The organism is Lentzea sp. (assembly GCF_035525475.1).
Classification (GTDB): Bacteria; Actinomycetota; Actinomycetes; order Mycobacteriales; family Pseudonocardiaceae; genus Lentzea.
Window position 1 is genome coordinate 14,042 of the sequence record NZ_DATLEC010000241.1, and the last position, 18,631, is coordinate 32,672.

Annotated in this window: 18 protein-coding genes and 1 pseudogene; 16 read left to right on the top strand and 3 right to left on the bottom strand. The window is 70.0% G+C overall.

Going from position 1 to position 18,631, the window contains the following annotated elements; genetic code table 11:
* Window positions 1-11: 11 nt before the first annotated feature.
* Entirely contained in the window at window positions 12-911 is a 900-nt protein-coding gene (locus VM306_RS36215; RefSeq protein ID WP_325523082.1) for a PIG-L family deacetylase, read from the top strand.
* On the opposite strand, the gene VM306_RS36220 is transcribed toward VM306_RS36215, so the two are convergent.
* On the bottom strand, window positions 908-1,699 hold the full coding sequence (locus VM306_RS36220) for a crotonase/enoyl-CoA hydratase family protein (protein WP_325523084.1): 792 nt from the start codon (window positions 1,697-1,699) through the stop codon (window positions 908-910). The two genes, VM306_RS36215 and VM306_RS36220, sit on opposite strands and share 4 nt — an antisense overlap.
* 74 nt (window positions 1,700-1,773) lie before the next feature.
* Between VM306_RS36220 and VM306_RS36225 the strand changes: the two genes are divergently transcribed.
* From VM306_RS36225 to VM306_RS36245, 5 genes are read left to right on the top strand one after another with little or no spacing between them, the layout of a single operon-like run.
* On the top strand, window positions 1,774-3,360 hold the full coding sequence (locus VM306_RS36225; RefSeq protein WP_325523085.1) for an acyl-CoA synthetase: 1,587 nt from the start codon (window positions 1,774-1,776) through the stop codon (window positions 3,358-3,360).
* A complete protein-coding gene (locus VM306_RS36230; protein WP_325523087.1) occupies window positions 3,341-4,429 on the top strand; it encodes a nitronate monooxygenase family protein in 1,089 nt (362 codons plus the stop codon). The genes VM306_RS36225 and VM306_RS36230 overlap by 20 nt, the downstream gene beginning before the upstream one ends.
* A gap of 46 nt (window positions 4,430-4,475) precedes the next feature.
* Window positions 4,476-5,435, top strand: a complete 960-nt coding sequence (locus VM306_RS36235) for a hypothetical protein (RefSeq protein WP_325523089.1) — start codon at window positions 4,476-4,478, stop codon at window positions 5,433-5,435.
* Window positions 5,435-6,403 carry a hypothetical protein gene (locus tag VM306_RS36240; RefSeq protein WP_325523091.1) on the top strand — a complete coding sequence of 323 codons (969 nt, stop codon included), beginning with the start codon at window positions 5,435-5,437 and terminating at the stop codon, window positions 6,401-6,403. The genes VM306_RS36235 and VM306_RS36240 overlap by 1 nt, the downstream gene beginning before the upstream one ends.
* Before the next feature lie 26 nt (window positions 6,404-6,429).
* Window positions 6,430-7,383 carry a hypothetical protein gene (locus VM306_RS36245; protein ID WP_325523093.1) on the top strand — a complete coding sequence of 318 codons (954 nt, stop codon included), beginning with the start codon at window positions 6,430-6,432 and terminating at the stop codon, window positions 7,381-7,383.
* Window positions 7,384-7,668: 285 nt separating this feature from the next.
* Here VM306_RS36245 and VM306_RS36250 read toward each other — a convergent pair whose 3' ends face one another.
* The gene (locus tag VM306_RS36250) at window positions 7,669-8,580 is read right to left on the bottom strand and encodes an acyl-CoA dehydrogenase family protein (protein WP_325523095.1); all 912 of its coding nucleotides are present in this window, start codon (window positions 8,578-8,580) and stop codon (window positions 7,669-7,671) included.
* A 9-nt stretch (window positions 8,581-8,589) separates the two neighbouring features.
* A complete protein-coding gene (locus VM306_RS36255; protein ID WP_325523097.1) occupies window positions 8,590-9,750 on the bottom strand; it encodes an acyl-CoA dehydrogenase family protein in 1,161 nt (386 codons plus the stop codon).
* Window positions 9,751-9,795: 45 nt separating this feature from the next.
* Between VM306_RS36255 and VM306_RS36260 the strand changes: the two genes are divergently transcribed.
* The 10 genes and pseudogenes from VM306_RS36260 to VM306_RS36305 all read left to right on the top strand — a co-directional run.
* Window positions 9,796-9,987 carry a ferredoxin gene (locus VM306_RS36260; RefSeq protein ID WP_325523100.1) on the top strand — a complete coding sequence of 64 codons (192 nt, stop codon included), beginning with the start codon at window positions 9,796-9,798 and terminating at the stop codon, window positions 9,985-9,987.
* A 78-nt stretch (window positions 9,988-10,065) separates the two neighbouring features.
* On the top strand, window positions 10,066-11,151 hold the full coding sequence (locus tag VM306_RS36265) for a Zn-dependent alcohol dehydrogenase (protein ID WP_325523102.1): 1,086 nt from the start codon (window positions 10,066-10,068) through the stop codon (window positions 11,149-11,151).
* Window positions 11,152-11,173: 22 nt separating this feature from the next.
* Complete coding sequence (locus tag VM306_RS36270; protein ID WP_325523104.1) at window positions 11,174-12,022, top strand: 3-oxoacyl-ACP reductase; 849 nt, start codon at window positions 11,174-11,176, stop codon at window positions 12,020-12,022.
* Window positions 12,023-12,044: 22 nt separating this feature from the next.
* Window positions 12,045-13,550 carry an aldehyde dehydrogenase family protein gene (locus tag VM306_RS36275; RefSeq protein WP_325523106.1) on the top strand — a complete coding sequence of 502 codons (1,506 nt, stop codon included), beginning with the start codon at window positions 12,045-12,047 and terminating at the stop codon, window positions 13,548-13,550.
* Window positions 13,551-14,300, top strand: a complete 750-nt coding sequence (locus tag VM306_RS36280; protein ID WP_325523108.1) for a glucose 1-dehydrogenase — start codon at window positions 13,551-13,553, stop codon at window positions 14,298-14,300. It begins immediately after the preceding gene.
* A gap of 78 nt (window positions 14,301-14,378) precedes the next feature.
* Window positions 14,379-15,860: an alpha/beta hydrolase gene (locus tag VM306_RS36285; RefSeq protein ID WP_325523110.1), complete on the top strand. Its 1,482-nt coding sequence runs from the start codon at window positions 14,379-14,381 to the stop codon at window positions 15,858-15,860.
* A 107-nt stretch (window positions 15,861-15,967) separates the two neighbouring features.
* Window positions 15,968-17,062, top strand: a complete 1,095-nt coding sequence (locus VM306_RS36290) for an acyl-CoA dehydrogenase family protein (RefSeq protein WP_325523112.1) — start codon at window positions 15,968-15,970, stop codon at window positions 17,060-17,062.
* The gene (locus tag VM306_RS36295) at window positions 17,059-17,973 is read left to right on the top strand and encodes an LLM class F420-dependent oxidoreductase (RefSeq protein ID WP_325523114.1); all 915 of its coding nucleotides are present in this window, start codon (window positions 17,059-17,061) and stop codon (window positions 17,971-17,973) included. The genes VM306_RS36290 and VM306_RS36295 overlap by 4 nt, the downstream gene beginning before the upstream one ends.
* Entirely contained in the window at window positions 17,970-18,434 is a 465-nt protein-coding gene (locus VM306_RS36300) for a helix-turn-helix domain-containing protein (protein WP_325523117.1), read from the top strand. Before VM306_RS36295 ends, VM306_RS36300 begins: the two co-directional genes overlap by 4 nt.
* A 68-nt stretch (window positions 18,435-18,502) precedes the next feature.
* Window positions 18,503-18,631: pseudogene (locus VM306_RS36305) on the top strand (daunorubicin/doxorubicin resistance ABC transporter ATP-binding protein DrrA); the annotation flags it as partial.

An 18,631-nucleotide genomic window follows, 5' to 3' on the forward strand; every position in this document is an offset into this window, starting at 1 on the left:
GGGAAGAGTTCATGCGTCGAACAACGCTGTCCTTGTTCATCTCACTGGTCCTGGTCGCCGCCACGCTGACCCACGCGCAGGCCGCCACCACCACCACCGTCTCGTTCGTCGCCCACCAGGACGACGACCTGCTGTTCATGAACCCCGACATCGCCTCGGACGTCCAGGCGGGCTACAACGTCTGGGTCGTCTACCTGACCGCCGGCGAGGTCCACACCAGGGATCCGCTGTCCTACGCGAACCAGCGCATCGAGGGCGAGCGCGCCGCCTACGCCAGGACCGCGAACGTCGCGAACAACTGGACGTACGAGGAGATGTGGTTCAACGGCCACCCGGTGGCGACGAACCGGCTCGACGGGACGAACGTGCGCCTGGTCTTCACGTTCATCCACGGCGCTTCCGGCGGGTGCGACGACGGCGGCGATCCGCAGGGTGATCTCTACAAGATGCTGCACGACGGCCCGTACGTCGCGCGGCCGATCGACGGGAGGCCCGCCTACACCAGGGCGACCTTCGTGGGCATGCTCCACTCGATCCTGGACCGCGCGAAGCCGGACTACATCCGGTCCGGCAGCAGCATCGGGCACCGCGACAGGCCGAACCCCGACCACGTCGACCACGTCGCCGCGGCGATCCTCACGGCCGAGGCGGACCTCGACGGCGCGCGCAGGACGTGGATCAGGCGGGACGAGTACACCGGCTACAACAGCCGCGCCTTCCCGGAGAACGTGTCCGGCTACTGGCGTGACCGCAAGATCGAGATCTGGGACCAGTACTGGCCGCACGACCCCGAGGTCGCAAGGCTTTCGCACGACTACGCGTTCAGCCGCCAGATCCGGCCGGAGGGCAGGATCTTCTGGCCCGGCACGCCGTGGGTCCCGCCGGGCGACTTCGCCGTGGCGGGCTGCTAACGACCTCTGAACTCCGGCTTGCGCTTCTCGGCGAAGGCGCGAGGGCCTTCCTTCGCGTCTTCGCTGGCGAAGACCTCCATGCCGAGGCGAGCGTCCACTTGGAACGCGTCGTTCTCGTGCATGGCCTCGGTCTCCCGCATGGTCCGCAGAATCGCTCGGACGGCCAGCGGTCCGTTCGCGGTGATCAACGCAGCGAGTTCGAGGGCCTTGTCGAGCGCCTGCCCGTCCGGCACCACGTGACCGATGAGGCCGATCTCCTTGGCTTCGGCGGCCCGGATGTGCCGCCCGGTCAGGAGGAGGTCCGCCGCCACGGTGTACGGGATCTGGCGCGGCAACCGGACCGCGGAGCCGCCCAGCGGGAACAGGCCCCACCGCGCCTCCGAGACGCCGAACCGCGCGCTCTCGCCGGCCACGCGGATGTCCGTCGCCTGGAGGATCTCCGTGCCGCCGGCGACAGCGGCACCTTCCACTGCCGCGATCAGCGGTTTCGTCAACCGGCGACCTTTCAGCAGCGGCTCGATGACGGAGAAGTCGAACTTCCCGGCGTTCTCGCTGGGGTGGTTCCGCGTCATGGCCTTCAGGTCGGCGCCCGCGCAGAACGAGCCGCCCGCGCCGGTGAGGACGCACACGCGCACGTCCGGGTCGTCGTCCACGCGGTCCCAGGCCTCGCGCATGATCGCCAGCATCGGTCCCGACAACGCGTTGCGGACCTCCGGCCGGTTCATCGTGACGACCAGGACGTTGCCGGCCAGGTCCACCAACGCGTGAGGTTCCGTCGTGGTCGTCATTCGCGCGCCTCCTGGATCGAGTCTGACCGCACGGGGGATTGTCGGGAACAGTAACACGTTCTACTTTGCGTATCATGGCCCTCAACGTCGCAGACCTCGTTGAACACGCCGCCGACACCGTGCCCGACCGGATCGCCCTCGTGTGCGGCTCCACGAGGACCACCTACGCCGAACTCGAGGCACGAGCCAACAAGCTGGCTCACCACCTGGCAAAGAACGGCGTGACACAGGGTGCGCACGTCGGGCTCTACGCGCGCAACTCCATCGAGCTGGTCGAGGCCATGCTCGCGGTGTACAAGCTGCGCGCCGTGGCCATCAACGTGAACTACCGCTACACCAAGAACGAGTTGCAGTACCTGTTCGGTGAAGCGGACCTGAAGGCGCTCGTGCACGAGCGGCGCTACTCGCCGTTGGTCGCGGAGGTCGGCGTGCCCGGCCACACCGTCGTGATCGACGACGAGAGCGAGGAACCCTTCTCCGGCGCGGACTACGAGACCGCGCTGAGCGAGGAGTCCGGTGAGCGCGACTTCGGCCCGCGCAGCCCCGACGACCTCTACATCCTCTTCACCGGTGGCACGACCGGCATGCCCAAGGGCGTGATGTGGCGGCACGAGGACGTGTGGCGCACGCTCGGCGGCGGCATCGACTTCGTGACCGGCGAACGGCTCACCGACGAGTGGCACCAGGCCGAGTCGGGCAAGGACTACGGGCTGGTGCGGCTGTGCCTTCCCCCGTTGATCCACGGTGCCGCGCAGTGGGCCGTGCTCGGCGCGTTGTTCAGCGGCAGCACCGTCGTGCTGGTGCCGAAGTTCGACCCCGCCGAGATCTGGCGGGTGATCGAGCAGGAGAAGGTCCAGGTCGCGGCGATCACCGGGGACGCGATGGGCCGGCCGTTGATCGAGGAGTTCGAACGCGGCGAGTACGACGCGTCGTCGCTGTTCATCCTCAACAGCAGCGCCGCCCTGTTCTCGTTCCCGGTGAAGAGGAAGTTCCAGGAGCTGCTGCCGCACACGACGTTGCTGGAGTCCATCGGGTCGAGCGAGACCGGGTCCACCGGCATCGGCACGGTGGCGAAGGAGATCGTGAAGACCGACGGCACCAAGGTGAAGCTCAACGAGGACACCATCGTCATCGACGACGACGGCAACAAGCTCGACCCGGCGCCCGGTGTCATCGGCAGACTGGCGCGCGGCGGCCACATCCCGCTCGGCTACTACAAGGACCCCGAGAAGACCGCGCGGATGTTCGTCGAGGTCGACGGCAAGCGGTTCACGGTGCCCGGCGACTACGCGCGGTTCGAGGAGGACGGCGACATCACGTTGCTGGGACGCGGCAACACCTGCGTCAACACCGGCGGCGAGAAGGTGGTCCCCGAGGAGGTCGAGTCGGCGCTGAAGTCGCACCCGGACGTGTTCGACGCGCTCGTCATCGGCGTGCAGGACGACCTGCTGGGCCAACGGGTCGGCGCGCTCGTCCAGCCGCGTGACGGCGCCACGCCGACACTGTCCGAACTGGACGCTCACGTCCGCGAGACGCTCGCGGGCTACAAGGTGCCGCGGACGCTGTGGCTCGTCGACGAGATCGGCCGCACCCCCAGCGGCAAACCCGACTACCAGTGGGCGCAGCGCCACGTGGAGGACCATGCGCACCAGCCTGTGTGACGAGCTCGGCATCGAGCACCCGGTCTTCGGCTTCACGCCGTCCGAGCACGTGGCGGCGGCGATCAGCAGAGCCGGTGGCCTCGGTGTGCTCGGGTGCGTGCGGTTCAACGACGCGGAAGACCTCGACCGCGCGTTGACGTGGATGGACGGCAACTGCGACGGCAAGCCCTACGGCGTCGACATCGTCATGCCCGCCACCGTGCCCAAGGAGGGCACACAGCTCGACCTCTCCTCACTGATCCCGCAGAGCCACAAGGACTTCGTGCAGCAGACGCTGCTGAAGCTCGGCGTGCCACCGCTGCCCGACGGCGAGGGCGGCGAGGGCGTGCTCGGATGGCTGCACTCCGTGGCGCGGTCCCACGTGGACATCGCGCTGGAACACCCGATCCGCCTCATCGCCAACGCGCTGGGCTCACCTCCCGCCGACGTCATCGAACGGGTCCACGCGGCCGGCGTCCCGGTCGCGGCGCTGGCCGGCAAGGGCGAACACGCCCGCCGGCACGTGGCCAACGGAGTCGACATCGTGGTGGCGCAGGGGTACGAGGCGGGCGGCCACACCGGTGAGATCGCGACGATGGTGCTCGTGCCGGAGGTCGTCGACGCCGTGGACGTGCCCGTGCTCGCGGCGGGCGGCATCGGGTCCGGGCGGCAGGCCGCGGCGGCGATGGCTTTGGGTGCCTCCGGGGTGTGGATGGGGTCGTACTGGCTCACCACCGCCGAGTACACGCAGAGCCCGTTGACGCAGAAGGCGTTGCTGGCGGCCAGTTCCAGCGACACCGTGCGCACGCGCATCTACACCGGCAAGCCCGCGCGGCTGCTGAGGACGCGGTGGACCGAGGCGTGGGCTCAGCCAGGTGCTCCGGAGCCGTTGCCGATGCCGTTGCAGAACCTCCTGGTGTCGGAGGCGCACCTGCGGATCGCCCGGTCCGACGACCCGTCTGTCGTGTCGATGCCCGTGGGTCAGGTCGTCGGGCGGATGAACGAGGTGCGGCCGGTCGCGGTCGTCATGGCCGAGCTGCTCAAGGAGTACCGGGAGACGGTGGAAAGGTTGACGAAACTGGATCGATAGGCCGTATCGTGTTGCCGACTTGGGGACGATCACTGGGGGCAACACCATGCGAAGACGTGTGTTCGGCGTGCTCATCGGCGGGCTGGTGCTCGCCACCGCTATGGCGGGACCGCAGTCCGCGGCGGCGGAACCGTGCCGCTGGATCGCGCACGACCTGCCGCTACCCGCCGACGCGACGTACTCGGCGACCAGGGGCAGCAGCGAGAGCAACAGGTTCATCGTCGGCGAGACCCGGATCACCGGCGGCGGCGCCGAGAAGGGCCTGATCTGGGACAACGGCGCCTTGACCCAGATGGCGTCGCCGGGTTCCTCGAACATCGCGATCCACCCGAAGGACGTCAACAACAGCGCCGTCGTCGTCGGCGGACGTGACCACTGGGGCCAGGACAGCCTGCGGGCCTTCCGCTACCGCAACGGCTCCTACGAGCTCCTCGACACGCCCGCGACGCACCACTCCTGGGCGCGGGCCGTCAACAACCTCGGCGACGTCGTCGGTGAGATGTGGCAGAAGGGTTCGGACACCCGCCAGGTCGTCGTCTGGCTCAACGACGGCACCCGCAAGGAGTTCCTGCCCGGCCAGGCCGTCGGCATCAGCGACGATCGCAAGCTCGTGCAGGTCACCGCCTCGTCGGCGTTCGCGATCGACGTGACGAGCGGGCAGCAGACCGAGCTCCCCGGCGGCCGCACCCCCGCCGTCTTCGACAACGACCGGCTGCTGCACTTCTCCTGGGGCGGCCTGATGGAGTGGACCACCTCCGGCCAGCACGTCGCCACCTGGCAGGGCGGTACGGAGCCGTACGGCAGGACGTCCAGCGGCCACGTCGTCTTCGGCGCGGTGATGGGCACCGCGACGCTGTGGCAATGGGGCATCCGGTACTCCGTGGACTCCGAGAAGCAGCCGGACGTGCGCTACTACGGCGACATCAGCGACGAGGGCGCCTTGATCGGCACCTACCAGAACGCCGACGGCAGCTCGCACCCGGCGCGCTGGTTCTGGTGCGGATGATGGCGCGCACGAAGGTGCTGGGCGCGCTGTGCGGCGCGCTGGTGATCATCTCGACCGTCGCGGCACCGCACGCCGCGGCCGACCCGTGCCGGTGGATCGCGCACGACCTGCCGCTGCCGACGAACTCCGAGTGGGCCAGGACCAGCGGCAGCAGCGAGAACAACCGGTTCATCGTCGGCGAGGCCGAGGTCGGCAGCGACGTGGGGCAGAGCGGCCTGCTCTGGGACAACGGCGTGCTGACCCGCCTGCCCTCCGCGGGCTCGTCCTCGATCGGCGTCCGCCCGAAGGACGTGAACGACGACGGGGTCGTCGTCGGCCGCCAGGTCTTCTACGGACAGCAGCGCTCGCTCGCTTTCCGCTGGCAGGGTGGTTCCTTCGAGCTCCTGCCGACGCCCGCCGGGCACAGCTCGCGCGCGGAGGGCATCAACAACCTCGGTGACGTCGTCGGCGAGGTGTGGCACGAGGACGACCCGGAGGTCCGCGACGTCGTCGTGTGGCCCCGTACCGGCTCCACGACGTCTCTCTCGTCCTACATCGCGGTCGGGATCAGCGACGCCGGCAAGTACGCGCACCTGAGCCAGACTTCGGGGTTCGTGAACGACCTCGCGACCGGGCAGCAGGTGGAGCTTCCGGGTGCCAAGCGCCCGATGGTCCTCGACAACGACCGGCTGTTCTACGCCACCGCGGCCGGCCTCGAGGAGCGCGCCCTGACCGGCGAGCTCGTCGCCACCTGGGACAGCGGCACGTGGTCGTGGGGCAGGACGTCCAGCGGCCACGTGGTGTTCGGCGCCATCAACCGCGCCGCCACGCTGTGGCAGTGGGGCATCCACTACTCCGTCGACTCCGCCAAGCAACCCGTGGTCTCCGAGAACTACTACGGCGACGTCACCGACGAGGGCGCGCTGATCGGCGTCTACCACGACGCACGGGGTGGCTCGCACCCGGCGCGCTGGTTCTGGTGCGGCTGATGCAGGTGTCACGAGGACTCGGGGGAATGATGAAGTCAGGTGCGCTCCTCGGCGTGGTGCTGCTGATGTCGGGAGTCGCGGTGCCTCAGGCCGCGGCGGACCCGTGCCGGTGGATCGCACACGACCTGCCGCTGCCGGACGGGTCGAGGTACGCCAGGACGACCGGCAGCAGCGAGAACAACCGCTACATCGTCGGGGAAACCGAGATCGGCCCGCGGATCGCCGCGTACGGACTGCTGTGGGACAACGGCTCTCTGGTCCAGATGGCCTCGCCCGGCTCGTCGGTGATCCCGGTCCACCCGACGGACGTGAACAACAGCGGCGTCGTGGTGGGCACCCAGGACCTCTGGAGCGAGGGGCGGTCCGTGGCCTTCCGCTACCGCGACGGCGTCTACGAGATGCTCTACACGCCGGCGGACCACAGCACCGCGGCGAAAGGCATCAACGAACGCGGTGACGTGATCGGCGACGTGTGGCACAAGGACCTGCCGAACGAACGCCAGACCATCGTGTGGCCGATCGACGGTCCCGTGTCGGGCTTCGTCGGCTACAGGGCCGTCGGGATCAGCGACGACCTCCGGTCCGTACAGCTGACCCGGAGTGCGGCGGCCGTGGTCGACCTGACGGTGGAGCGCGTGACCGAGCTGCCCGGCGGGCGCGAGCCCATGGTCTTCGACAACGACCGGGTCCTGTACCCCGGCGGAACCGGGTTGGTGGAGTACGACCTCGACGGCCGGCACGTCGCCACCTGGGAAGGGGGCACGAAGCCGCTCGGCAGGACGTCCAGCGGTCACGTGGTGTTCGGCTCTGTCGACGGCACCCCGTCGCTGTGGCAGTGGGGCATCCGGTACGCCGTCGACTCCGCCCAGCAGCCGGAGCCGGAGTTCTACGGCGACATCAGCGACGAGGGCGCCTTGATCGGTACTTACCGGAGCGCCGACGGCCGCTGGCAACCGGCCCGCTGGTTCTGGTGCGGCTGATCGCAGTGCGGGGCCGGGCCGTGGTGCTGCCGGCTCCGCACTGTCGTGCTGTACCAGGACCCCGGCTCGCAAGCGCGGCCTGCTGTGGGTGAACGGTGAGGTGACCGCGATGCCACCGGTGTTCCTCACCGACGTCGTTCCCGCGGCGGTCAACAACGTGGACGTCGTGGTCGGGAGCCAGGAGTACCGGCCACTACTCGGAGATCACCGACAGCGAGACGCTGATCGGCACCTGCGGGTCCGCCGGCCGGCGGCTCCGACCCGCGTTGGTGGGTCTGCGGCTGATCAGAGCGCCGCGCTGAGCTTCAGCAGCTGGGCGGTCGCCCCGCCCAGCTCGAACTCGTTGCGCTTGGCCGCCGTGAAGTACCGGTGCACGTCGTGGCTCATGTCGATGCCGGTCCCGCCGTGGACGTGCACAGCCGTGTGCGCCACGCGGTGCCCGGCATCGGCGGCCCAGAACTTCGCCGTCGCCACCTCGGCGTCGGCATCAAGCCCCTCCGAAACCCGCCAGGCCGCCTGCCACAACGTCAGCCGGATCGCCGCCACGTCGATGTACGCGTCGGCGAGCCGCTGCGCCACGGCTTGGAAGCTGCCGATCGGCCGTTCGAACTGCACGCGGGTCCGCGCGTGCCCGGCCGTCAGCTCCAGCGCGCGTTCGGTCACGCCGAGCTGGAGAGCGCAGAGCCCGAGCGTGTACCGCGTGACCAGCCAGTCCGCCGTGAGACCGGGAACGGCCGAGCCGCCGCCGGAGAACGTGAACGATCCCGCGTCCGAGCCGTCGACCAGTTCCTGCGGGGTGATCTCCAGCTCGCCGGCGTCGACCAGGAACACCTGCGAGTCGTGCGGCACCAGGAAAGCGGACGCCGTGGTGGCGAACGGCACGGTGGTCTTCACGCCGTCGGACTCCGAAAGCGCCACGGACAGCACGGTTCCCGGTGTGAAGCGAGAACGGTGCTCGGGCGTGCCGAACGACGCCAGCGCCGACGAGGCGACCATCGCGGGCAGGTAGGGAACGGCGGCGACCGCGCGGCCCAGTTCGACCAGCACCGCGCACTGCTCCAGCACGCCGAGCTCGTCGGGGGACTCCGGCACGACGCCGGACTTGACCAGGTCGGTCCACGGCGTGTCCGACGAGTCGAGGATCTTGCGGGTCAGCGCCGCGAGCTCGCGTTGTGCCTCGGTCAGCGTGAAGTCCACGGGGTCTCCTCATCGAGGCACGGCGGGGAGCCCCAGGCCCACCCGCGCGATGATGTCGCGCTGGATCTCGTTGGTGCCGCCGCCGAACGTCAGGATCAGCGACGAGCGGTGCATGCGTTCCACCCGGCCGTGCAGGAGCGCGCCGGGGGAGCCGGCGCGCACGATGCCGTTGGCGCCCAGGACTTCCATCAGCAGGCGGTAGCCCTCGGTGGCGAACTCGGTGCCGAAGACCTTGGTGGCGGAGGCCTCGGCGGGGGAGGGGGCCTCGTCACCGCCGGCGGCGATCCGCCAGTTGACCAGCTTCAGGAACTCGGTCTTGGCGTGCACGCGGGCCAGGTGCAGGCGCACCCATTCGTGCTGCAGAGCACCGGTTTCCCCAGCCCATTGACGGACCTCGCGCAGTGCGGTCCGCAGTGGCGCGGCCGAGCACAGGGCGACGCGTTCGTGGTTGAGCTGGTTGGTGATGAGCTTCCAGCCCTTGTGCTCCTCGCCGATGAGGTTGCCCGCCGGCACGCGCACGTCGTCGTAGAAGGTGGCGCTGGTGGTCGGGCCGGACATCGTCGGCACCGGCGTCCAGGAGAAGCCGGGGTCGGATGTCGGGACGATGATGATGCTCAGGCCCCTGTGCCGCTGCGACTCCTGGTCGGTGCGGCAGGCCAGCCAGACGTAGTCGGCGTACTGGACGAGGCTGGTCCACATCTTCTGGCCGTTGACCACGTAGTCGTCGCCGTCGCGCACGGCTCGGGTGCGCAGCCCGGCGAGGTCGGTGCCGGCCTCGGGTTCGGAGTAGCCGATGGCGAAGTGGATCTCGCCGGACGCGATCTTCGGCAGGTAGAACGCCTTCTGCTCGGGCGTGCCGTAGGTCATGATCGTCGGCCCGATCGAGTTCAGCGTCAGGAACGGCACGGGCGCGCCCGCGGCGGAGGCCTCGTCCAGGAAGATCAGCTGGTCGAGCATCGGCCGGTCGCGGCCGCCGTACTCCCGCGGCCATCCGATGGTGAGCCAGCCGTCGCGGCCCATCCGGCGGACGGTCTCCTTGTACGTCTCGGCGTCGCCGTAGTCGCCGCCCCCGGCGAGCGCGGCGCGGCGGTCGGGCGTCATGAGCGCGGCGAAGTACGCCCGCAACTCCTGGCGCAGCTGCTCCTGCTCGGGCGTGAAACCGATGCGCATGCGGGCTACTCTAGAACAAGTTCTACTTCGTGTCAGGAGGCCGCCATGAAGGTCGACGTCGACCCTTCGCTGTGTGAGGCGCACGGTGAGTGCATGTCAATCCTGCCCGCGGTGTTTGACCTTGACGATGACGAGGTTCTGCAGATCCGGGAGGGTGAGCTGGCCCGTGGCGAGGAGGAGCCGGCCGAACGCGCCGTCGTCTCGTGCCCCAAGGGCGCGCTGCGGCTCTCACGCTGATGGGCCTTGTCATGAACAGGAACAGATTCTAGTGTGCGACGGGTACCTCGGCCGTGAGCTCAGCGAGGAGTGATACCGGTGAAGGCAGCCGTGCTGAACCAGGTGGGCGACGACAAGCTCGAGCTCCGCGACGATGTGACGACCACCGCCCCAGGGCCGCAGGAAGTCCGCATCAAGATCAAGGCCTGCGGGGTGTGCCACAGCGATCTGTCCGCCATGGACGGAACGCTGCCCGCGCTGGTACCCGGCGTCGTCGGGCACGAGGGCGCCGGTGAGGTCGTCGAGATCGGCAGCGCCGTGACGCAGCTCGCGGTCGGCGACCACGTGGCGATCACGTTCGTGCCGCCGTGCGGGAAGTGCGCCCAATGCGTGACGGGCCAAGGACATCTGTGCCTCGTTCACACGCTGTCGGCGTTCACGTCACCGAGGTTCGTCGTCGGTGGCAACCCCGCCTTCGGCTACGCGGGACTGGGCGCGTTTGCCGAGGAGATGGTCGTCCCCGCCGACGCCGCGATGAAGATCGACGACGACGTGCCGTGGGACGTGGCGGCGTTGCTCTCCTGCGGCATCCTGACGGGTGTCGGTGCCGTGCTCAACACCGCCAGAGTCGAACCGGGTTCCAGCGTCGCCGTGATCGGTTGCGGTGGTGTCGGCATCGCGGTGATCCAGGGCGCGCGGCTCGCCGCTGCCGCACGGATCGTCGCGGTCGACCCGGTCGTCGAGAAGCACGAGGTGGCGCAACGGTTCGGCGCGACGCACGCGACGGCACCGGACGGCGTCGCCGACCTGAACAACCAGCTGAACTCCGGCATGGGCTTCGACTACGTGTTCGACGTCGTCGGCATCCCGGCGACGATCCGCCAGGCGTGGGACCTCACCCGCCGCGGCGGCCACACGGTCGTCGTCGGAGCCGGACGGGCGGACGCGATGGTCTCGTTCAGCGCCCAGGAGCTGTTCCTGCACGACAAGACCCTGCACGGGTCGTTCTACGGAACGGCGAACTTCCGCCGCGACGTGCCGCGGATGATCGCGCTGTGGCGGCAGGGCCGCCTCGACCTCGAAGGCATGATCAGCAAGCGGATCAAGCTCGAGGACGTGAACGAGGGCCTGCAGGCGTTGCGCGGCGGTGGATCCCTGATCCGCCAGGTCATCCTCTTCGACTGACGCTGTTCTTTGGGAGTCTTTTGTGGACCTCGCGGGGAAGGTCGCCGTCGTCACCGGCGCGGGAGCCGGGCTCGGCCGCGCGGAGGCGCTGGAACTGGCGCGCGCCGGTGCGGGCCTCGTCCTCAACGACCTGCCGGGCGCGGCCGACGCCGCCGCGGCCGAGGTCGGGGAGCTGGGCGCGAAGTGCGTCGTGGTCGAGGGCGACGTGGGGGAGCGGAGCACCGCCGACGCTCTCGTCACCACGGCCGTCGAGCAGTTCGGCGGCCTGCACGTCGTGGTGAACAACGCCGGCGTGCTGCGCGACCGGATGCTGTTCACCATGTCCGACGAGGAGTGGGACCTCGTCGTGAAGGTCCATCTGCGGGGCCACTTCCTGTTGTCGCGCAACGCGGTCTCGTTGTGGAAGCAGCAGTCGAAGGCGGCGGGCGGACCGGTCTACGGCCGGATCGTCAACACCTCGTCGGAGGCCTTCCTGCTCGGCTCGGAAGGGCAGGCCAACTACGCGGCGGCCAAGGCGGGCATCACGGCGTTGACGATCGCGACCGCCCGCGGCACGAGCCGGTACGGCGTGCGCGCCAACGCGATCTGCCCGCGGGCCCGCACGCAGATGACCGCGCACGTCTTCGGAGACGCGCCGGAGGGCGACGACTCGCTGGCGCCCGAGCACGTCGCGAAGTTCGTGGCGCACCTCGCGGGACCGTCCGGCGACAAGATCAACGGACAGGTCTTCGTCGTGCACGGCGGCATGGTCGCGCTGATGGCCCCGCCGACCGTCGAGCAGAGGTTCGACGGCTTCAGCGATCTCGACGGCTACTTCGCCGATCGCGATCCACAGAGGACTTTCGCCTGTACGGAAACGATGAGTCTCTAATCGGGGCCCTGTAGGAGGAGCTGTGACGCTCACCGTCCAACCACACCGCGAGACGCTGGGTCTGAAGGACGGCCGGCTCCTCATCGGAGGTGAGTTCCGCGAGTCGGACGAGACCTGGACTCACCACCACCCCGCGACGGGCGAGGAGATCGGCAGCTTCGCCGTCGCGTCCGGGAAGGACGTCGACGCCGCCGTGCGCGCCGCACGCAAGGCCTTCGACGAGGGCACGTGGCCGCGGTCCGGGGCGGGCGAGCGCATCAAGGTCTTGCGCAGGTACGGCGACCTGCTGCGCGAGCACGCCGACGAGCTCAAGGGCCTGCAGGCGCTGGACAACGGCGTGCCGCTGTCGTTCGGCCAGATCTACGCCACCTCGGTGAACATCGCGGCCGACATCTTCGACCACCACGCCGGCTGGATCGACAAGGTCGGCGGCCAGACGCTGCCTCCGTACCAGGGCGGCGACCACCTGGCGATGACGTTCCGCGAACCGGTCGGCGTCGTCGCGGCGATCCTGCCGTGGAACGCGCCGTTCGTGCTCTTCGCCCAGAAGCTCGCCCCCGCGCTGGCGGCGGGCTGCACGGTCGTGGTGAAGCCGTCGGAGTACGCGTCGTTCTGCGTGATCCGCATGGTCGAGCTGCTGATCGAGGCCGGGCTCCCGGAAGGCGCCGTCAACCTCGTCACCGGCCCCGGCACCCCGACCGGCGAGGCGCTGATCACCCACCCGCTGGTCGACAAGATCAGCTTCACCGGCAGCCGCGGTGTCGGCCGCCGGATCATCGAGGCCTCCGCCGGGACGATGAAGCGCGTTTCCCTGGAGCTGGGCGGCAAGTCGCCGGCGATCGTGTTCGCGGACGCCCCGAACGTCGGCCTGGCGGCGATGACGTGCATGGGCATGGTGACCATGGGCCTGTCCGGACAGGCCTGCGTCGCCCACACGCGGGCGCTGGTCGCGCGGGAGGTGCAGGACGAGTTCATCGCCACCGCGCAGATGCTCGCGGGCGCGGTCACGTTCGGCGACCCGTTCGACCCCGGTGTGCTCGCCAGCCCGCTGATCAACCAGAAGCAGCTCGAGCGCGTGCTCGGCTACATCGACCGCGGCCAGGAGGACGGCGCCCGTCTCGTCACCGGCGGCACCCGCCTCGAGGGCGACCTCGCGGCCGGCAACTTCGTCGCACCGACGATCTTCGCCGACGCCACCAACGACATGGCGATCGCCCGCGAGGAGATCTTCGGGCCCGTGCTCACCGTCGTGCCGTTCGACACCGAGGAAGAGGCGATCCGCCTCGGCAACGACACCGAGTACGGACTCGGCGCCGGCGTCTACACCAACGACGTCCGCCGCGCGTTCCGCGTCTCGAAGTCGTTGCGCGTCGGCATGGTCGGCATCAACGGGTTCCAGCTCGAACCGCACATCCCGTTCGGCGGCTACAAGCAGTCGGGCCTGGGCCGCGAGGGCGGGCAGAGCGCCTACGAGGCCTACACCGAGCTCAAGACCGTGATGATGCCGCTGACCGACGAGATGATGTAGATGCGGCTCGACGGGAAGGTCGCCCTGATCACCGGCGCCGCACGGGGTCAGGGCGCGGCGGCGGCACGCCTGTTCGTCGCGGAGGGCGCGCGGGTGATGATCACCGACGTCCTCGACGACCGGGGCAAGGACCTCGCGGCCGAGCTCGGCGCGGAGTACTCCCACCTGGACGTCTCGTCGGAGGAGGGGTGGGCCGACGCCGTCGCGCACACCGTGGAGACGTTGGGCGACATCACCGTTCTCGTGAACAACGCGGGCATCCTGCACTTCTCCGCGCTGGCCGACACGACGCTCGCGGACTACCAGCGCGTGATCGGCATCAACCAGGTCGGCACGTTCCTCGGCATGCGCGCCGCCATCCCGACCATGAAACGGGCGGGCGGCGGCTCGATCGTCAACGTGTCGTCCGTCGAGGGCCTGGGCGGAATGCCCTACCTGGTCGCGTACACGGCGTCGAAGTTCGCGATCCGCGGCATGACGAAGGTCGCCGCGATGGAGCTCGGGCAGTACGGGATCCGCGTGAACTCGGTGCACCCCGGCGCGATCGACACCCCGATGGTGAGCGAGGCGCTGGGCCGTCCGATCGACGTGTCGCCTATCGGCAAGAAACTGGCGCTGCGCAGGATCGGCCGGCCGGAGGACGTCGCGAACGTCGTGCTGTTCCTGGCCAGCGACGACAGCGCCTACTGCACGGGCGGGGAGTTCGCGGTGGACGGAGGAGCCACGGCGACGCACGCGTTGAGCGGTTGACACGGGCACGAATGCAGTGCAACCCCAGGGATGTCCGGGGCGTCTCGATGATCGAGACGTTCACGACTGGGGAGCTGAATGAAATCTCTGTTGATCACGGCTGTGCTGCTGGCCGGTCTCGCACCGGCCGCCACCGCCGCCGAAGAGGCGCAGACGCCCTCGTTGTCCTGGCAGGACTGCCAGGACGGGTTCCAGTGCTCGACGGCGAAGGTGCCGCTCGACCACGACCAGCCCACCGGCACGAAGATCGACCTCGCGCTGATCAGGCTGCCCGCGACCGACCCGTCGAAGCGGATCGGGTCGCTGTTCGTCAACTTCGGCGGGCCCGGCGCGTCCGGCGTCGACCGGCTGCGTGCGCGCGGCAAGTGGGAATGGCTGTTCTCGTCGGAACTGCGGTCGCGGTTCGACCTGGTGTCCTGGGACCAGCGCGGCATCGGGCGTTCGGCGACCGTGCGCTGCTTCGACAGCGTCGAGGAGCAGCAGGCGTTCCTGAACTCCATCCCTGTCTACCCGGACACGGCGGCGCAGGAGCCCGCGTTCTACGACAGCTACCGCGACTTCGTCAGCCGGTGTGAGGCGAAGTCCGGTGACCTGCTGGACCACGTCTCGTCCGCGAACACGGCACGCGACCTGGACCTGCTGCGCAAGGCGGTGGGCGACAAGAAGCTCACCTTCCACGGCATCTCGTACGGCACGCACCTCGGCGCGATCTACGCGAACCTGTTCCCGGACAAGGTCCGCGCTTTCGCGTTCGACGGCTCGCTCGACTTCGTCGGCAACGCGACCGGGCACGGCGACCAGGGCACGACCGTGCCGCTGGACACCCGCCAGGACGTGCCGCGCGGTGTGGCCGAGACGTTCGACCAGTTCCTGAAGCTGTGCGCGGCTCCCGGCGCGAACTGCGCGTTCGCGGGCGGCGACCTGAAGCAGAAGTGGGCGGACCTGGTCGCCAAGGTGGCGGCGTCGCCCGTCACCACGCCGGACGGCCGGTTCGACCGCGTCACGCTGATCAGCACCGTCTGGGACGCGCTCGCGCAGCCCGAGACGTGGCAGGACACCGCCCGGATCCTGCAGGGGGTCTGGGAGGCGCCGGCCTCGCTGACGGCCTCGGAGGCCTACACCTCCAACCGGTTCGAGTCGTTCAACGCGATCCAGTGCTCGGACAGCGACTTCCCGCGCGACCCGGCCGTGTACACGCGGTACGGGGCGAGCGAGGACCAGCGCGTCCCGTACTGGGGCCGTGCCGTGGTGTTCGACATGATGGCCTGCGCGTTCTGGCAGGGCCGTGACGACGACCGCTACACGGGTCCGTGGAACCGCTGGACGTCGGCGCCGATCCTGTTCATCAACAGCAGGTACGACCCGTCGACCCCGCTGCACGGTGCCCGCGACGGCGCCGCGGAGCTGTCCCGCACCGGATTCCTGACGGTGGAGGGCTACGGGCACACGTCGATGTACGTGCGCAGTGCGTGCGCGGAGAAGGTGAAGCGGGAGTACCTCTTCACCGGTGTGCTGCCCACGCAGAAGACGTGCGGCATCGACAAGTCGCCGTTCGCATGATCGTTCGTGGTCTGAAGGGTCCCACCGTTCTCGGTGGGACCCTTGTTTCGAGGTGGTGGGTGCGGTAAGAAAACTGAACCGGTAAGAAAAGTGAACCAGGAGGAACCGTGCTGACTGCCGTGGCCGATCTGGCCCGTGAGGCCGCCCCGAAGACGGAGTCCACGGGCGCGCTCGCGCCGGAGCTGCTGACGGCGATCCGCGACGAGGGCTTGTTCCGCCTGGGTGTCCCGGCGTCGCTCGGCGGCCCGGAACAGCCTCCCGCGGTGACGCTGGAAGCCGCCGAGACCCTCGCCCGCGGCGACGCCTCCGCCGGGTGGTGCGTGGCGATCGCCGCCACCAGCAGCCTGCTCGCCGCCTACCTGCCCGGCGAGGGCGCGGACGAGGTCTTCGGTGATCCGCGTTCGGTGGCGTCCGGGGTGTGGGCGCCGCGAGGCCGTGGCGTCGAGGCCGACGGCGGCGTGGTGGTGTCGGGGCAGTGGCCGTTCTGCTCGGGGATCCAGCACGCGGACTGGTTGTTCGCCGGGTTCGTGGTCTCCGGCACGATGAAGGTGGCCGCGTTGCCCCGCGCGTCGCTGGAGGTGCTCGACACCTGGCACACCACGGGTCTGCGCGGCACCGGCAGCCACGACACCGTGGCACGCGAGGTGTTCGTCCCGTCGAGCCGCGTTCTGTCCGTTCTGGACGGACCGCTGGGCGGCGGCGCCCTGTACCGGTTCCCCGTGTTCGGGTTCTTCGCGCTGTCGGTGGCCGCGGCGGCGATGGGCAACGCGTTCGGCGCCCTGGACGACTTCGTGGGACTGGCCGCGACCAAGAGCTCTCTCGGGTCCAGGCGCACGGTGGCCGAACGGTCCTCCACTCAGGCGGCCGTGGCCGAGTCCGCGGCGTCCCTCAGGGCGGCGCGGGCGTTCTTCTACGAGGCCGTCGAGGAGGCGTGGGAGGCGGCGCAGGGGAGCGACCCGGTGCCGGTCGAGGCACGGGCCTCGTTGCGGTTGGCCGCCACGCACGCGACCCGCACGGCCCGTGAGGTCGTCTCCCGCCTCTACGACCTGGCCGGCAGTGGCGCGATCTACGACGGCGCCGCGCTCCAACGGCGGTTCCGCGACGCCCACACGGCGTCGGCGCACTTCCAGATCAACGCCGCCTCGTACGAGCTGCCGGGCAAGGTCCTGCTGGGCGTCGAGGCGCAGACGGAGATGCTGTGAGCACCGTCGGCGTCGTGACGCCGTTCTGGCTGGACCGTCCGCCCCTGGAGGCGCTCGACATCGCCGTGGCCGCCGACGAGGCCGGGTTCGGGACGGTGTGGATCGGGGAGATGGCGACGTTCGACGCGTTCGCCCTCGCGACGGCCGTGGGCCTGCGGACCTCGGCCATCTCACTGAAGATCGGACCGCTGGCGGTCGGTGTGCGCAGCCCGGTGGCTCTGGCGCTGGGACTGTCCACTGTGGCCACGACGACCGGACGGCGAACGGACCTGGCGCTGGGGGCGTCGAGCCCGCGGATCGTGTCGGAGTGGCACGGGCGCGACTGGGCGCCGGTGCGGCGGACGCGGGAGACGGTCGGGGACACGCGGGCGATCCTGAACGGCGACCGGGTGGCCGGGTTCCGGTTGCCGCAGCCGGTTCCGGGGGTGTCGATCTCGGTGGCGGCGTTCGGGCCCGCGATGACGCGGGTGGCGGCGGAGGTCGGCGACGAGGTGGTGCTCAACCTGGTCAGCACCGGCCACGTCGCCCGGGTGGAGGCCCGTCCGCCTCTCGCCGTCTGGGTCCCCGCCGCCCTCGAGCCCGGCCCTGGCACCCTGCGCCAGCTGCGCAACCAGCTCTCCGTCTACCTCGCCCCGCCCGGCTACGGCGAGATGTTCACGGCCCTCGGCCACGGCGACCTCGTCGGCGACGCCCGCTCCGGCAAGCCACGGTCCCAGCTCGCGGAAGCCATCCCGTTGGAGCTCATCGAGGCCGTGGGCGCGATCGGCTCGGCCCAGGACATCGCCCGCCGCGTCGACGACTACGTCGCGGCGGGCGCGAGCCACGTCGGCCTGGTGCCCGCGACGGCCGAGGACCCGGCGGGACGACGCCTGCTGACCGCGCTCTCCCCGCTGGCGCAGGGACGCCGATGATCGACTCCGACGCCCACGACCGCCGGTTCCGCGGCGAGTCCGTCGGACGGGCGCTCGACCTCGTGGGGGAGCGGTGGACGTTGCTGATCCTGCGCGAGGCGTTCTTCGGCGTGAAGCGCTACGGGCAGTTCGTCCGCAACCTGACCATCCCGCGCCCCACCCTGTCCGCCCGGCTCAGGACCCTCGTCGACGCCGGGCTGCTGGAGCGCGTCCCGTACGCGGAGGACCGCGAGGAGTACCGCCTCACGCCGGCCGGGCTGGAGCTGTTCCCCGCCATCGTGGTCCTGATGAAGTGGGGTGACACCCACGTCCCGGACCCCGGCGGACCGCCGGTCGTGCTGGAGCACAACGCGTGCGGGAAGCCCGCCGACGCGTTCCTCGCGTGCCGGTGCTGCGGCGAGGAGATCACCGCGCACAACGTGACGGCGCATCCCGGTGGAAGGGCCGCCGACAGGCGCTGACAGCGGTCTGTGCGCGCGCTGTCAGCGCACGGGCGCACAGTTCCTCCCGACACAGGGAGGAACGAACGATGTCGCTGGCCATCAGGGCTGAAGGCCTGGTCAAGCACTACGGGGAGACCAAGGCCCTCGACGGGGTCGACCTGGAGGTGCCGGAGGGGAAAGTCGTGGGAGTGCTCGGGCCGAACGGCGCGGGCAAG